This is a genomic window from Actinospica durhamensis (assembly GCF_018139695.1).
Classification (GTDB): domain Bacteria; phylum Actinomycetota; class Actinomycetes; order Streptomycetales; family Catenulisporaceae; genus Actinospica; species Actinospica durhamensis.
In genome coordinates this window covers 22,417-36,874 of the sequence record NZ_JAGSOG010000059.1, presented here as the reverse complement: position 1 = coordinate 36,874, position 14,458 = coordinate 22,417, and the positions used below count along the sequence as shown (strand labels likewise).

Genomic DNA, 14,458 nt, shown 5'->3' with positions numbered 1-14,458 from the left:
CAGGGGCTGGGCCGCGTGGACGAGGAAGGGGTGGCAGAGGTAGACGTCGCCGGGGTGGCCGGTGGCCAGGGCGACGGGCAGGTGTTCGGTGGCCGCGACGGCTTGTCGCGAGATCTCGAGCATGGTCAGGCCTGCCTCGCCCGCCGGCGCCAGCAGCGGGGGGACGGCGAGGTGGGATCCGATCCGGATCCTGGTCGGGGCGTCGTGCTCGCCCACTTCGGAGAACAGGAACAGCATGAGCAGCGCGCGGCCGCGCGAGGTCAGGTTCACCCGGGCGCTGAAGATGTCGGTCGGGTCCTCGCCGGGGAAGCTGCCCTCGATGTGCCAGCCGTCGTCGCCGGGCGGCTCCTGGCCGGGGAAGCGGACGGGGAAGGTGCCGAGGCCGGTGCGCGGGGTCCAGCGGCCGGGGCCGGCGAGGTCGTCGTAGGCCTTGAGCAGCGCGGGCGTGTTCGCGGCCGCTTCGAAGGGGCCGCCGCCGTAGCCCCCGAGCCGGATCACCGGTCGGGTCCAGGTCGCGGGGTCGTCGGGGTCGCAGCCCGTCTCGCGCCACAGGACCGCTCGGACCTGGGCCGCCGTCCGCGCCGGGAAGGCCTGCTCGATCTTGACGAAGCCGTCGGCGACGAAATCACCCATGGTCCCGATCCTGGCCGGGGTCCGGCGGGGAGTCCACTGATATCCGAGCCGGAATAAATCGTTCGCGCTGCGCCGAGAAGTGTGCGCACGATCTCCCGGTGACGAATCTTGACGAGGAACTGATCGAGCTGCGCCGGGAGATCCATCGCCGCCCCGAGCTCGCGGGCGAGGAGCGGGAGACGGCCGGGCTGGTCGCGCAGCAGCTGCGGGAGGCCGGGCTCGAGGTGACCACCGGCGTGGGCGGGCACGGGGTCATCGCAGTACTCGATGGTTCCGCGGACGGTCCGACGGTGGCGTACCGGGCGGACATGGACGCGGTCGACGCGCAGACGAACGTGCTGCCGTTCGCGCTCTCGGACCGGGTGTTCGACGAGGGCTTCGCCTCGCGCGTGCCCGGCGTCGCGCACCTGTGCGGGCACGACCTGCACACCGCGATCGGCGTCGGCCTCGCGCGGACCCTGGCTCAGGACTCCGCCTCGGTACGCGGCCGGCTGGTGTTCGTCTTCCAGCCGTCCGAGGAGAACCTCCAGGGTGCGCGGGCGATGCTGGAGACCGGCCTGGTGCAGGGGCTCGCGCCGCGCGAGTTCTATTCGCTGCACTGCGGTCCGTTCCCCGCCGGCACGATCGCGGTCTCCCCGGGGTACGGCCTGCCCGGGCTCGACCACTTCCGGATCGCGCTGCCGGACGGCGACGAGGCGACCGCCGCCGCGCTCGCGGCCGAGGTGGCGAAGCTCGGCACGGTCGAGTTCCCGAAGAGCGTCGCCGAGTACCATGCGCGTTTCCAGACGGTGATCGACCCGGAGACCGCCGCGTCGATGCGGGAGTTCGTGTGCGTCGCCCAGTGGACCGAGCAGACTCCTGACGGGCGGCCCGTCCCCAACGTGCTGCTGCGGCTCTGGCCGCAGGAACGGTACCTGGAGCTGCGGGCGCAGGTCGAGCAGCTCGCGGCGGCCGTGGGCGGACACATCGAGCTCACGGGCGATCCGTTCCCCGCCATGGTGAACTCGGCGGAGCTCACCACGGCGGCCGGCCGGTACCTGAGCCGGGCGCTGGGGCCGGAGTCCGTCGCGTGGGCCGAGGCGTCCTGGCCCTTCAACTGCGAGGACTTCGCCCTGTTCCTCAACGAGGCGCCGGGCGCGCAGTTCTACCTCGGGGTCGCGAACGCGGAGGTGGGCATGAACGGCGCGCCGCACACGCCCGACTTCGCCGCCGACGAGCGGGCGATCGCCCACGGCGTGCGCGCCATGACCGGCCTGCTGATTGACCGCCTGGCCGCACGGTAGGACGGGGAAACGGATCGAAACCGGGGCCCCGTTGTATCGCACGACGGGGCCCCGGTCTCGATCCGGCTAGCTCGACTCAGACGATCCAGACTCAGCCGCCCTCGACGCAGACAATCTTGCCGAGATTCAGACGATCTTGCCGAGGATCGCGAAGGCGAGGACGAGGAGCAGCGCGACGTGGCACAGGAGCACGCTGCGGGGCGAGAGGGGGACGGGGGCGCCGTCGCGCGGGCCGCCGATCGCAGGGCCCTGTTCGATCTGCGGCATCGAGCCGGCCCGGTTCACCGCGACGACCGAGGCGAACGCGAGCGCGACCACCAGGGCGAGCCCGAGCGCCGGGAAGCGCTCGGTCTGGTCGACGATCATGCCGGGCATCCCCGCCATCGTGTAGGCGCCCGCGGTCGATCCGTGGATCGCGGACGGGGCGACGTCGGCGGTGAAGGCGTAGACCAGCACGGCGCAGCAGCCGAGGCCGCCGAGCAGCGGGCGCCGGGCCCGGGTGTCGGTCCAGACGCGTGCCGCGCGCACGGCCAGGTAGACGCCCCCTGCCACGAACACGACGGTCCACCCGGGGCGCGGCAGGGTACGTGCCCAGTTCGAGATCAGCCCGGCCGTGGCGAGGCCGGCCAGCAGCAGGAGGGCGTCGGTCTCGTAGTCCACGCCGCGCCGCCAGCCCTGGGCGATCAGCATCCTGGCGAGTGCGTAGCAGGCGACTGCGATCATCGCGATGCTCAGCAGGGTGCTGAGCCAGTTCGGGGCGTTCACGCGGCGGCTCCTTCGGCGGCGGCGGACGCGACGATGGTCTCGGTGGCGCTCGCCGGACGACGCGCGGGCCAGTAGGCGAGCGCGACCAGGGCGAGCAGCGGTCCGGTGTCCGGGTCGGTGCCCATGCCTTGGAACGGCATGCCGAGTCCCTGGGCGAAGACCCAGATCAGGGCGGCGAGCACGATGGCCAGCACGACTCCGGCGCGGGCCGCCTTGGGCCACGGTGCCAGGACGCTGAGGGCGACCAGGACGAGCGCGGTCCCGAGCGCGATGCCGAGGACCTGGCCGTGCCCGTTGGCCGCGCGGGTGGCGTGGTCGAGCAGCCAGACGTAGCCGGACGGAGCGCCCTCGACGTTGCCCGCGATCGCGTCGGAGAAGGTGCCGGGGGCGGTGTTGGCCGGGAGGAAGGCGAGGAACGCGAGCAGCCCCCACAGCACGATCCACAACGCCTGGGCGCGGCGGATCCCGATGAAGCGCGCGGCTTCGCTGAGCCCGTCCTGCTCGACCGGCCACAGCAGCACGGCGAGCGCCAGGTAGAGGATGGAGGCGCCGGGCGCGCCGAACGGGCTGGGGCTGCCCGAGGCGAGGCCGCCGAGGCCTTCGGCGAAGAACCACAGGAACGGCACCCACACCATGCACGCGGCCAGGCCGAGCTTGACGGTGCGCGGCCAGGCGATGCCGAAGCCGATGGCCAGCTCGATCAGCGCGAACGCCACCATCGCGCTGATCGGGTTGCGCTGCTCGATGCCCGAGGCCCAGTGGATCGGGCCGGCCAGCCATCCGGGCGCGCCGTCGAGGGCTTCGCCGAGCCCCATCGGCGCGAAGTCCTTGGTGAACATGAAGGGCTGCAGCTTCAGCAGCCCGTCGAGTACCCACAGCCCGGCGAGGACGAGCTGGAGCTTGCGGCGCCAGGTCAGGGCGGTGCCGGGGTCCGTGGCGCCGGCGCCGGTGCGGGACGGGACGACGACGCGGCTCGCGGCGCGCGGCGCGGTGGCGGGCTTGGCCATGACGCCGCGCCCACCGCCTCCTTTGGAATTGTTCTTTCGAGTAGTCATGGGTGAATCAGGGCCTTTCTCTCGCGTGGGGCGCTTCAGCTGGCCGACGCGGTAGCCGAAGCAGCACTCGACGCGGTCGTGGGAGTCGCGGTGGGGTTCCAGGGGGCGGGGGTCGAGGAGCCGTAGGCCTGGGTGACGGCGGCCTGCAGCGCCGACAAGATCGCCGAGGTGTTCGCGCCCTGGCCGTCCTGGCTGGTGGTGGCCGTCACGCCGGCCTTGGAGGTGGGAGAGAAGGTCTGGGCGGCGGTCAGCGCGGTGCCGTCGATCTCGATGGTGGGCGTGCCCTGGAGCTTGAGCGTGTTGAAGTCCGCCCAGTTCTGGTCCACCCATCCGCCGTACGTCGTGTTCGTGACGCAGGACTCGAAGGCGGCCGTGTCCAGGCCGGGCACCTGCTTGGCCAGGGCGATCAGCGCGGACGGGTCCGACCACGGGTCGGTGGTCTCCGACGGCTGGCTGTCGTAGAGCACGTCGTGGTACTGGTCGAACAGCCCGGCGTTCTGCGCGCAGGCCAGCGCGCTGCCGCCCTCCCGCGAACCGGACGCGTTCTCGCCGTTGGCCTGGTCGTTGATGTCGATGAGCTTGACGATGTGGAACTCGACCTTGACCTCACCGGCGGCGACGAACTGCTTGTAGATATCGCGCGCGCCGAGTTCGAAGATGTCGCAGTACGGGCAGCGCACGTCTTCGAACACGGTCATGGTGACCTTGGCGTCGGGCGAGCCGTACGGGATGGCGGTGGCGTCGCCGGTGTGCGTCGTGGCGTTGACGTACGAGTCGACGACGGCCCCGCTCGGCGCGAAGGACGCCGCCGACGACGACGTGGCGGACCCGTGGGACGCGTTGGACCCGCCGTTCGAGCCCGAGGACTTGACGGCGAGGCCGATCCCGACGATCGCGGCGATCACCACGAGGGCGATGGCGCCGGTCAGCAGCTGGCGCCTGCGGCGGGCTTTGGCGCGGTCGGCGGCCTGCATGGCCGCGATGCGGGCACGGGCGACGCGTTGGGAGTCTCGATCGCGGTTGGCAGGACTCATGATTGTCTTCCGCCTTCTTCGATGTGCGAAGTCTCAGTCGGGGTGGGTGAGGCGCGGCGCGGCTCGGGTTCGCCGAGCAGCCAGGCGTCGAGCGCCAGGGGTGAGCGCGGCTGCCAGATCAGCCACGCGGCCGGAACCAGGTAACCGAGGTCGCGCAGGACGTCGAGGGTGTAGCGGGTGTGACCGGCCGCCGCCGTACTCGCGATGCCGCCGCAGCCGCAGTTGATGGCGATGCCGCGGGCGCCGAGCGAGATGATGCCGCCGATGTAGACCAGCAGCAGGAGCGCGGACAGCGCCGCGGTCAGCCGGGTGCCGAGCCCGACGATGACCAGCAGGCCGAGCGCGAGTTCGAGGAACGGCTGGATAGTGCCGAAGGTGTCGGCCAGGCCCGTGGGCCCGATCCGGTACTCGCGCACCGCGAACTGCAGCGCGTCGCTCGAGTACGAGAGCTTGGGCACCGCGTAGTGCAGCCACATCACGCCGAGCCCGGCGCGGGCGGCGAGGCTGATCCAGGGCTGCGACCTGGCCCGGCCGCCCGCCGGACTGGTGGATTCGACCACGAGAAGTTCGTCCTCTCTCCATTCCCGGGGTGAGCCCCGGGACACGCCTCGCCGGCCCAGGTCGGCGCGTGCGCGAACGGCCGGGCGGAAGGACGAGGCGTGAGTGAATGAAGCCTGATATGCCCGGCCGCGCTCGAGGGCGCGAACCGGGTGTCTGTCGGAGTCTGCCGGTCTCTACCGGGCGACGGAGAGAGGAGGACCGCGGCGCGCGAGGACGCCGCGTAGCCACTGCGATCCGAGAACGCTGATATACGGGGAGACCTGCACCCGACCGGGAGTGCGGTCGGCGGGCGGGAGGATCCAGGCCACGACGATCCGGACGACCCGCAGGCGGAACACGGCGCTGCGGACGAGCGCGTGGACGGCCGCCTCGCCGCGCCGCAGCCACCAGGAACACACCAGGGCTGCGAGCGCGTGACCGAGCAGCATGCCGCCGGCCAGGTGCAGGGCGCCCAGGTGCAGGGAACCCAGGTCGAGGGCGCCCATGTGCATGGAGCCCGCGGCGGATCCGTCGGCCATCTCGGCCATCTGCGCGGCGGACATCCGCATGCCAGGGGCCACCGTCGCGGACGACACCGTGCTCGCAGCGGACGACACGGCGCCGGACGACACGGCGTCCGAGACCCGTACCGAGCTCGCGGCCTGCGCGGCGTGCTGGGCGTAGTCGAACAACAGGTGCAGCAGGACCTGGAGGCCGGCCATGCATCCCGCGATGGCGGCGAGGCCCCGTTCGCTGCGGCCTGCGGCCACGCGCGCGGGCACGAACGCGCCGACGCCGCCGAGCACCAACGCCCACGCGGGTATCCCCGCGTGCGCCATCAGGCTGTGCGCGCCGGCGCCGAGGCCGAGGCACACCCCGGCGAACACGGCGGCCCGCAGCGTCGGCAGGACGGGTTCAGCGGCCATGGTGTGGCCCATCCTCCCACGCGACCTCGGACCTTGGATACGGGATGCGCGGACGCGATGACGTACGGTTCACCGCGTTCCGAGCACGGCGTCGGGCGGCGGACGCGGTCGGTCCGACAGGGCGGTCAGCCGCTGCCATCCGCACCGCCTTCGAACAGTTCCCGCCCGAGGTAGTCGCCGTCCGCGCAGCCGGGCAGGATCGCGAACAGACCGGAGGCCTCGTGCCGGATGAAGGTACTGAGACTGTCCGCGCCGGACAGCCGCTGCTGGATGACGGTGAACCCGGTCGCCGGATCCGCCTGGAACGCCAGGAAGATCAGTCCCGCGTCCGGGGAGCCGTCGGCGCGGGGCCCGTCGTAGTAGTTGAACGCCCGGCGCAGGATGCTCGCGCCGTTGTTGGACTGGGCGCTGGCCTGACGGATGTGCGCCCCGGCCGGGATCGCGAAGGCACCCGAGGCGGTGAACTTGTCGTAGTCCGGCGCGGTGAACTCGCTCCCGCCGGACAGCGGCGCGCCGGTGAGCTTGTCCCGGCCGATCACCGCCTCCTGTCCGGCCCGGTCGAGCGTGTCCCAGTCCTCGAGCAGCATCCTGATCTTCCGGAAGACCAGGTAGCTGCCGCCGCGCATCCACGCCGGGTCCGCGGTCGCGGGCACGTAGACGGTCTGGTCGAAGGACGCGGTGCCCTGCTTCGGATTGCCGGTCCCGTCGAGCTGGCCCATGAGGTTGCGCGGCGTCGAGGTCGGGCTCGGCATGCTCCCCGCCGCGTCGGCGAACCCGTTGACCTGCCAGCGCTGGGTGGTGTGCGCGGCGGCGGCGCGTTGCAGGGCGCGCAGGGTGTGCGCCGCGACGAGCCCGTCGTTCGCTCCCACCAGCACGCACAGGTCGCCGTCGGACGCGGCCGGCACCAGCGCGTCGTTCAGGAACGCGGGCAGCGGGTCCAGCGCCTTCGGGATCCGGTCCTCGAGGCCCAGCTTGGTCAGCAGCGACGCGCCGACCCCGACCGTCACGCTCAGCCCCGAGGGTCCGCGCCCGTAGGCCATCGCGTCGTCGCCCGAGGACAGCGAACGTCCCGCCATGGTCGTGGCGGCGATCGTGCTCCACTGCTGAAACAGGTCCTTGACCTGGGCGAGCGTCGCTCCCGGCGCCAGGTCGAAGGCGGTGAGCCACCCCTGTGTCTGGGCCGGCGCGGCGATACCGGGCTGGTGCGTGCCGTAGAAGGCGAGCTGCTCGTCACCGACGACCGGGGCCGCGGACGCCGCGGACGGGGTGTCAGAGGCGATCGCCGCGCCGGCCGCCCCGACCGCGATCCCGGCCGCGCCGACGGCCCCGGTGTACGCGAACAGCCTGCGGCGGGAGAGCGCGCCGGCCTCAGGCATCGCGGCCCGCCAGGATCAGCGGGATGTCGTGGGTGAACTGGTCGACGGTGGTGCCCGCGGTGTAGACGATGTAGCCCCTGTCCTTGGCGTCGAAGGCGATCACCTCCGCGCCGTGGGTGACGGTGTAGCCGCCGTCCGCCTGCTTCACCGGTGCCTCGATGTCGATGCCGAGCGAGGTCGCCGCCTTCTGGATCGTGGCGAACGACCCGGTCAGGCCGATGAAGGAGGGGTTGTACTGGCCCAGCCAGGCCTTCAGGACGGCCGGGGTGTCGCGGGTGGGGTCGGTGGAGACGAACACGACCTGGACCCGGGCCGCCTGGGCGGCCGGCAGCGCGCGCACGGCGGAGGCGAGCGTGGCCATCGTCGTCGGGCACACGTCCGGGCAGTGGGTGTAGCCGAAGTAGACCAGCGTCAGCTTGCCCGTGGTGCCCTTGAGCAGGTTGAACGTCGCACCGTCGGAGTCGGTCAGGGTCAGGTCCGGCTTGGTGTAGGGCTTGCCGAGCTGGATCCCGTCGAACAACGAGCTCGACGTCGAGTCGAGGACCAGCCCGGACGACGCGGCGTCGGTCGTGGCGGAGGAACAGGCCGCCAGCGTGCCGGTCATCATCAGGGCCAGGGCGGCGGCCGCGCACAGGGCGCGGCGGGCGCGGCGGGTGGGGCGGGTGCGACGCTGCGGGGATGATCCCATGTCAGATCCCTTGCGGTTCAGGAAAAGGCTTCGGGGTGAGCGATTGAGCTCACATACCGGGCATACCGGCCATGGAGGTGGCGTCGTCGGACGTGGCGTCCGACCCCGTCACGGCGTCGGAGAGCAGCGAGGTGATCGGCACGTCGAGCGTGACCTTCCCGGCCCGGCGGAAGGTGAGGGTGAGCTGCACGGTGCCGCCCTGCTCGAGCGGGACGGCCGGGTCGGTGAGCATCACGTGGTAGCCGCCGGTCGTGAAGGCGAGCTGCCCGTGCGCCGGTATCGACAGACCGCCGGCGACCACGGTCATGCTCTCGGCGCCGCCGCTCGAGACCTCGCTCATCAACGCGACCTGCGCGGCGGGCACGGAGGTGGCCGAGAGCAGCGTGTCGGACTGATCGCCGGTGTCGGCGACGGTGAAGTAGACGGCTGCGACATCCGGGCTGGCCGGCTGGGGCAGGTAGGCGCCGGTGATCCGGATCGGCCCGGACGAGGCGGATCCGCGCGGCGACGGGCTCGCGCTCGCCGAGGCCCGCGCGGCCGCGACGGCCTGGGCGCCGGAGGCCGGGGATGCGGCGGAGGAGCAGGCGCAGGCCGCACCGAGCAGGGCGGCGGCGCTCAGGCCCGCGCCGAGCCCGCGCCGAGCGCGGACGGCAGCGCCCGCGGGCAGGCTGAAGTGCACATGGAACATGGACGAATGACTCCCGTGATCAGGATGTGCCTGTGATCAGGATGTGCCTGTGATCAGGACGTGAAGGGATGGCGCGGGCGCGGCGAAGCCACGGCGCTACCGACCGGCGGGCGGGCTAAGGGCCCGACGGCGTGTCACATGCTGAAGACGGGAGTCGGCGGACCGCGCCGAACGAGAGCGTGCACCAGGAACCCGCGAGCGCTCGGGACGTGCGCACGCGTGTCGTCGGGAACGACGACGGTGAAGTCGAGCACCGGCCGGGCGCTCGAGACGAAGAAGACCAGCAGCGGCACCGCGAAGCCCGCGAGCGCGCGCAGCAGCTGGAACATCGCGGCCTCGCCCCGGCGAAGCCACCACGCACACAGCAGACCGGCGACGACGTGCACGCCGATCATGCCCGCCGCACCGTGCGTCGCCAGCCAGGTCATCCACGGCATCGACGTCACCCAGGACATCGAAGCCATCGATCCAGACCCGGCCGAGGTGCCGCCCGCGGCCATGTCGTGCATGTCGGCCATGCCGTGGCCGCACAACCAGTCCACCGCGGGCAACGCGTACGCCATCTTGATCCGCGACATGTCCGGCATCCACACCGTCGCAGAAGAACCGGACGCACCGGATACTCCGAACGCCCCGGAGGCGACGTGCACGCTCGCCTGCTGGGCCGCACTGAACAACAGGTGCAGCCCCAGTTCGCCGACCAGCATCAGACCCGCGATCGACGCGAACCCGCGCTGCCGACCGCCCAGCGCGTACGCGGCCCCGCCCACGGCGAGCACCGCGACGACCAGCGCCCAGGCGGCTATGGGCGCGTCGGACATCCACGCGTGCCCGGCCGCCGACACACCGACGCACGCCGCGGCGAACACCGCGGCCCGCGCACCGCGCAACGACCGGCCGACCTCCATAGCGGGCTCATCCTCCCAGAGCAGTCCCCCGGGCCGGCCTCCGGGGTCAGCGAACGGCGTGGTGCGCGGTGGCTCAAAACAGCCCGGCCGCGATCGCGACTCCGACCGCGATGAGCACGACCGCGCCGATCACCTCACCCCGCCGCCCGGCGGCCGCGCCGATCCTGGCCCCGAGCTCGAGCCCCAGTAGAGACAGCCCGATGCTGACCGCGCCGATCACCACGGCGGCCACCAGCACATTGACCTTGTACGCCCCCAGCGCGAAGCCGACGGCAAGGTTGTCCACGCTGAGCGCCAACCCCGTCACCAGCAGCCGCCCCAGAGGTTGCCGTGCGGAGCTCCCCGCCTGCTCGCTGTCGCCGCCGACCTCGCCGTCCCCGCCGGCCTCGCCTCCGCGCTGGCTCTGTACCAGTCCGTACACACCAGTCGCGATCAGCAGCCCGGCGCCGACCCAGCGCGTCTGCGAGCCGAGCGCCGCGGCGGCGGAACGGCCCAGGACCAGTCCCAGGATCGGCATACCGGTCTCGAACAGCCCGAACACCAAGCCCACGCGCAGCCGAGCCCGGGCATCGACACCGGAGAGACCGATCCCGATCGAGGCGGCGAAGTTCGACAGCCCCAAGGCGAGAGCGACGAGCACCAGTGCGGACATCGGGCCCAACCCTAGCCGCCGGGGCTCTGAAGGTGGTGATGGCCGCAATCAATGGCGCGCGACGGTCGGCGCTGCGGCAGCGGCGGCTTCATACTCGCGATTCCTCACCTTCCCTTCGTTGTGGTGGCATTGCCGCCCGCGCCCGGGAAGAGATGCAACAATTCCCCCGGGAAACAGGGAAATCATCGGCACGCAGGGCGATGAGCGCCAAGATCAGCCCGTACACCCGGCCGGCGCCCGTGCGGGGGGCGACGAATCCGCGGCGATCGGTACACTCGACGGGCCGGGGATCGGCGCAGGCCGTCGGCGAAACCGCGCTCGAGTAGATCAGCAGCCCCCTGAGAAACGAAGGGTATTTCCGATGGCGCGTAAGCCCCGGCCCGTGGACCCGGAAGAAGGGCCGGTTCAGGCATTCGCGCACGAGCTGCGATGCCTGCGGGAGAGCCGCGGCGAGACGCCCTACCGCGTACTCGCGCGCACGGCCGGGTACAGTGCGACGACCCTCGGAGACGCGGCGGGCGGGGTACGCCTGCCGACCCTGGATGTGGCACTCGCGTACGCGGTCGCCTGCGGCGGCGACGCGGCCTGGTGGGAGCAGCGCTGGAACGAGGCCGCGAGCCTCGTCGCGGCGCAGTCGGCGGGCAATACGGGTCATGCGGTCAATACGGTCGCTACGGGCATCAGCGCTCCGTCCGCATCGCAGCCCACGCAATCGGAACCGGATCCCGTTCCGCCACCCGAGATGCCCGATATATCCGATATACCTCAGGCATCCGATATACCCGATACCGGATCGTCCGAAGCGGATCCGTACCCGGCGCTCAACCCCGCGACTCCTCCCGCGACGAAGGCATCGCGTCGCCGATTCTCCCGGCGCCGATGGATCGTCCAGACGAGCGTGTTCGCGGCGTGCGCGGTCGCCGTCCTCGCGATGCGCGGATCCTCACTGCCGAACGCCAACGCCTCCTCCGCGATCTCCTCGGCCTCTTCGACCTCATCGCGTTCTTCGACCTCGCCCACGTGTTCCGGCTCGACCACGGCCGGGGACGTCTTCACCGGGACGACGTCCTCGAGCGGCGCCAACGTCCGCGCGGGCGCCTCGCTGGAGGACCCGGTGGTGGTACACCTGCCGGCGGGGTGCGAGCTGGCGTTCACCGGATACTGCATCGGCGACGTCGTCCACGACCTGACCGGCGGTTCGCCCGACATGCGGTGGTTCATCCTGAACGACCACGATGTCGTGGCCTCGGCAGTGATTCACGGGAACCCGCCCGCCGCCCTGCGCCCGATCGGCTGCGCCGACGACGCCCCGGCGCCGACCGAGCTGTCGTTCTCGGTGGCCGCGGGCACCTCCGGCTCCGACACCGTCGCGCTGCGGGCCACGGGCGCGAACCTCGGGATCGTCGGGTACGCCTACTTCTCCGCCGACGCCCGGTCGCCCAAGGGCCGGTGGCACCCGATCGGCATCGTCTCCACCGCCACCGAGCCGACCGAGCCGTGGCAGCTGCCCGCCGCGGCCGGGAGCCAGAGCGCTTCGGTACTCGTCTACGCCGCGGCCTGCCTCGGCGGCCAGGCTCCGACCGGGGTCGGCGCGGCGGGCGTGTTGCGGCTGCGTCCCGGCTCGGACCCCTCGCTCTCGCCCGCCTCGATGAGCGCCGCGCAGTACGCCGCGGCGGACCAGGCGGCGTGCGCGTACCCGACCGGATGACTCCGGGAGGTGCGCTCCCCTGTTTGCGCACCTCCCGGAACCGCATCTAAGGTCCGCCGAACCCGGCCTCCGAACACGCGGCGCCGCAGCGTCGAAACCTTTCTACCTGCACGATTGATTGCCCGATAGCACCGTGCAATCCGATCGATCATCACCGTGCAACCCGAAACCCCCCGCTGCCCCCAGGAGAGACCTCAGACCATGGCCGTGATCGGGACCTACTGCGAGATCTGCGGGCTGCCGGTCCAACTGGACCACTACGTCCCCATGCCCGGCGGCGGGTTCTGGATCTGGCGCGAGGACGACACCCGCTCCTGCGATCCGGTGATCGAGCCCGGCCCGGAACTCGCCTGGCTCTCCCACGCCGTGGCTCTGCCCTGGGATTCGCCGGAGCCCTGGGGCGGGAACGTGCTGCCGCACCCGGTCGTCGAGGGTCGCGTCCAGGACGGGTGCCTCGAGTCCGCCGACGGTGAGAGTGTCGGCGTCTTCCCCGACATCGACGATCACGGTGCCGCCCACCACGCGTGCTGGCACCTAGCCGGCCGACCCGACAGCTGGCGGTCCCTGCCGGACCTGACGCCGCCGATCGCGCTGCAGAAGTATCAGCAGCAGCTGTTCGAGTTCCAGGCACTGATCGACGACGGCCACGCGTGGATGCTGACGGATCCGCACGCCGACACCCCCGACGGAAAGCGCAGCCGCGGGCGCATCCTCGACCTGCTGGGGTCCGGGCCCGCCCTCAGCTGAGCCGAAACGGCCAGACCGCCACCGACCCGATCATCACTTCAGAACTTTTCCATCTCACCGTCCGCTTACTCCGTCTCACGCTGCCCCGCGCCCGCGAACCGGCGCGTTTCAGTACATCGTCATTCAATTCATGACTTTACTGGCAGGCATGGTATTGACACTGAGTCCTCGGCGGCGGCGTCGTCGCACCGCCCTCTTCGGCGTCGTCGCTCTGGTCGCCGCCCTCGCTCCGGCCGTCCCGGCATCCGCCACCGACGACCACGGGCCCCGGCCGAGCTGCGCGGCCTCGCCGAGGCCCACCCGCGGGTCGGCCCTGAAGATCCTCGAGATCGCCAAGACGGCCAAACAGCAGTACGGCCTGAACTCCGTCATCCTCAAGGTCACCCGGGGCAAGCGCGACCTGCTCACGGCCGCCCTCGGCGAGTCGATGACCGGCATCCCCGCCGACACGGACATGCAGTTCCGCACCGGCTCCGTCGGCATCGCCTACATGGGCATCATCCTGCTGCAACTGGCCCAGGAACACGTCGTCGACATCGACGACCCGATCTCGCGCTGGCTGCCGCAGGTCCCGCACTCGCACGAGATCACGCTGCGGATGCTGGCCAACTCCACCTCGGGCCTGCACGACTACGTCATCGACCCGGTGTTCGGGGCCGAGCTCGAGGCCCAGCCGTTCAAGTACTGGACCGAGGAAGAACTGCTCGCGTTCCCGTTCAGCCACACCCTCTGGTACGCGCCCGGGACCAACTGGAGCTACTCGCACGCCAACTTCGTGCTGCTCGGCCAAGCCCTCTCGAAGATCACCGGCAAGCCGCTCGCCGACCTGCTGCGCGAGCGCGTCCTCGACCCGCTCCACCTGGACAACACCTTCATCAATACCAAGCCGCCGATCCCGAACCCCGTGCACGCGTTCACCTCGGAGCGCGGCACGTACGAGGAATCCACCTACTGGAACCCGTCCTGGACCACCGCCCACGGCGCGATCCTCACCCAGAACATCTGCGACCTGGCCACCTCCGCCCAGGCCGTGGGTTCCGGCGCCCTGCTCTCCCCGGCGTGGTACCGATTCCAGCTCAACCCGGGCACCGTCGGACTCGGCAACCCCGCCGCCTGCCCGCCCGGCATCTGCCGGCACAACACCGAGGCCGCCCACTACGGCGTCGGCGTCCAGGTGATCAACACCTGGATCGTGCAGAACCCGTCGTTCTCCGGCTACTTCGCCATCCAGGCCTACCTCCCGTCCCAGCGGCTGTCCATCGCCGTCGACACCACCGACGGCCCCGCCGCCACCCCGAACGTCAACTACGCCCAGACGATCGCCGAGAGCATCGCCGCCTACCTCGCCCCGGGCCACCCGCTGAGCTGATCACGGCAACGAACGCCGCGAGGCCGGTTCGGGCGAAGACCAGCACGGACCGGCCTCGCGGGTCGTGCCCCGCCCTGATGATCCGT

At 71.6% G+C, this 14,458-nt stretch carries 16 protein-coding genes; 4 read left to right on the top strand and 12 right to left on the bottom strand.

What is annotated here, in order from left to right:
* A partial coding sequence (locus KDL01_RS14475) for a phytanoyl-CoA dioxygenase family protein (RefSeq protein WP_212528994.1) occupies window positions 1-633 on the bottom strand: 633 nt, incomplete at its 3' end.
* Between the two features lie 98 nt (window positions 634-731).
* Here KDL01_RS14475 and KDL01_RS14470 point away from each other — a divergent pair.
* Complete coding sequence (locus KDL01_RS14470; protein WP_212528993.1) at window positions 732-1,916, top strand: M20 metallopeptidase family protein; 1,185 nt, start codon at window positions 732-734, stop codon at window positions 1,914-1,916.
* Between the two features lie 126 nt (window positions 1,917-2,042).
* On the opposite strand, the gene KDL01_RS14465 is transcribed toward KDL01_RS14470, so the two are convergent.
* The 11 genes from KDL01_RS14465 to KDL01_RS14415 form a co-directional block, all read right to left on the bottom strand.
* Window positions 2,043-2,681 (bottom strand): hypothetical protein, encoded by a 639-nt coding sequence (locus KDL01_RS14465; RefSeq protein WP_212528992.1) that lies wholly within the window; start codon window positions 2,679-2,681, stop codon window positions 2,043-2,045.
* Complete coding sequence (locus tag KDL01_RS14460) at window positions 2,678-3,688, bottom strand: hypothetical protein (protein ID WP_212528991.1); 1,011 nt, start codon at window positions 3,686-3,688, stop codon at window positions 2,678-2,680. The genes KDL01_RS14465 and KDL01_RS14460 overlap by 4 nt, the downstream gene beginning before the upstream one ends.
* A gap of 83 nt (window positions 3,689-3,771) precedes the next feature.
* The gene (locus tag KDL01_RS14455) at window positions 3,772-4,770 is read right to left on the bottom strand and encodes a DsbA family protein (RefSeq protein WP_212528990.1); all 999 of its coding nucleotides are present in this window, start codon (window positions 4,768-4,770) and stop codon (window positions 3,772-3,774) included.
* On the bottom strand, window positions 4,767-5,330 hold the full coding sequence (locus KDL01_RS14450) for a MauE/DoxX family redox-associated membrane protein (RefSeq protein ID WP_307846327.1): 564 nt from the start codon (window positions 5,328-5,330) through the stop codon (window positions 4,767-4,769). Before KDL01_RS14450 ends, KDL01_RS14455 begins: the two co-directional genes overlap by 4 nt.
* A gap of 174 nt (window positions 5,331-5,504) precedes the next feature.
* On the bottom strand, window positions 5,505-6,236 hold the full coding sequence (locus KDL01_RS14445; RefSeq protein ID WP_212528989.1) for a hypothetical protein: 732 nt from the start codon (window positions 6,234-6,236) through the stop codon (window positions 5,505-5,507).
* A gap of 125 nt (window positions 6,237-6,361) precedes the next feature.
* The gene (locus KDL01_RS14440; RefSeq protein WP_212528988.1) at window positions 6,362-7,612 is read right to left on the bottom strand and encodes a Dyp-type peroxidase; all 1,251 of its coding nucleotides are present in this window, start codon (window positions 7,610-7,612) and stop codon (window positions 6,362-6,364) included.
* A complete protein-coding gene (locus KDL01_RS14435) occupies window positions 7,605-8,300 on the bottom strand; it encodes an SCO family protein (RefSeq protein WP_212528987.1) in 696 nt (231 codons plus the stop codon). Before KDL01_RS14435 ends, KDL01_RS14440 begins: the two co-directional genes overlap by 8 nt.
* Window positions 8,301-8,349: 49 nt before the next feature.
* Window positions 8,350-8,988 carry a copper chaperone PCu(A)C gene (locus KDL01_RS14430; protein ID WP_212528986.1) on the bottom strand — a complete coding sequence of 213 codons (639 nt, stop codon included), beginning with the start codon at window positions 8,986-8,988 and terminating at the stop codon, window positions 8,350-8,352.
* A gap of 134 nt (window positions 8,989-9,122) precedes the next feature.
* The gene (locus KDL01_RS14425; RefSeq protein ID WP_212528985.1) at window positions 9,123-9,896 is read right to left on the bottom strand and encodes a hypothetical protein; all 774 of its coding nucleotides are present in this window, start codon (window positions 9,894-9,896) and stop codon (window positions 9,123-9,125) included.
* Window positions 9,897-9,969: 73 nt separating this feature from the next.
* The gene (locus tag KDL01_RS14420; protein WP_212528984.1) at window positions 9,970-10,548 is read right to left on the bottom strand and encodes a manganese efflux pump MntP; all 579 of its coding nucleotides are present in this window, start codon (window positions 10,546-10,548) and stop codon (window positions 9,970-9,972) included.
* A 765-nt stretch (window positions 10,549-11,313) separates the two neighbouring features.
* Complete coding sequence (locus KDL01_RS14415) at window positions 11,314-11,631, bottom strand: hypothetical protein (protein ID WP_212528983.1); 318 nt, start codon at window positions 11,629-11,631, stop codon at window positions 11,314-11,316.
* A gap of 31 nt (window positions 11,632-11,662) precedes the next feature.
* On the opposite strand from KDL01_RS14415, the gene KDL01_RS14410 reads away from it, so the two are divergent.
* From KDL01_RS14410 to KDL01_RS14400, 3 genes are all read left to right on the top strand, one after another.
* On the top strand, window positions 11,663-12,256 hold the full coding sequence (locus KDL01_RS14410; protein ID WP_212528982.1) for a hypothetical protein: 594 nt from the start codon (window positions 11,663-11,665) through the stop codon (window positions 12,254-12,256).
* Between the two features lie 201 nt (window positions 12,257-12,457).
* A complete protein-coding gene (locus KDL01_RS14405; protein ID WP_212528981.1) occupies window positions 12,458-13,003 on the top strand; it encodes a hypothetical protein in 546 nt (181 codons plus the stop codon).
* A gap of 148 nt (window positions 13,004-13,151) precedes the next feature.
* Window positions 13,152-14,372 (top strand): serine hydrolase domain-containing protein, encoded by a 1,221-nt coding sequence (locus KDL01_RS14400; protein ID WP_246576430.1) that lies wholly within the window; start codon window positions 13,152-13,154, stop codon window positions 14,370-14,372.
* The last annotated feature ends 86 nt before the right edge of the window (window positions 14,373-14,458 follow it).

Bases quoted from the DNA above. Each gene is read 5' to 3' on its own strand.
- KDL01_RS14460 (WP_212528991.1), bottom strand. From the start codon at position 3,688: ATGGCCAAGCCCGCCACCGCGCCGCGCGCCGCGAGCCGCGTCGTCGTC.
- KDL01_RS14455 (WP_212528990.1), bottom strand. From the start codon at position 4,770: ATGAGTCCTGCCAACCGCGATCGAGACTCCCAACGCGTCGCCCGTGCC.
- KDL01_RS14445 (WP_212528989.1), bottom strand. From the start codon at position 6,236: ATGGCCGCTGAACCCGTCCTGCCGACGCTGCGGGCCGCCGTGTTCGCC.
- KDL01_RS14440 (WP_212528988.1), bottom strand. From the start codon at position 7,612: ATGCCTGAGGCCGGCGCGCTCTCCCGCCGCAGGCTGTTCGCGTACACC.
- KDL01_RS14435 (WP_212528987.1), bottom strand. From the start codon at position 8,300: ATGGGATCATCCCCGCAGCGTCGCACCCGCCCCACCCGCCGCGCCCGC.
- KDL01_RS14430 (WP_212528986.1), bottom strand. From the start codon at position 8,988: ATGTTCCATGTGCACTTCAGCCTGCCCGCGGGCGCTGCCGTCCGCGCT.
- KDL01_RS14425 (WP_212528985.1), bottom strand. From the start codon at position 9,896: ATGGAGGTCGGCCGGTCGTTGCGCGGTGCGCGGGCCGCGGTGTTCGCC.
- KDL01_RS14420 (WP_212528984.1), bottom strand. From the start codon at position 10,548: ATGTCCGCACTGGTGCTCGTCGCTCTCGCCTTGGGGCTGTCGAACTTC.
- KDL01_RS14405 (WP_212528981.1), top strand. From the start codon at position 12,458: ATGGCCGTGATCGGGACCTACTGCGAGATCTGCGGGCTGCCGGTCCAA.
- KDL01_RS14400 (WP_246576430.1), top strand. From the start codon at position 13,152: ATGGTATTGACACTGAGTCCTCGGCGGCGGCGTCGTCGCACCGCCCTC.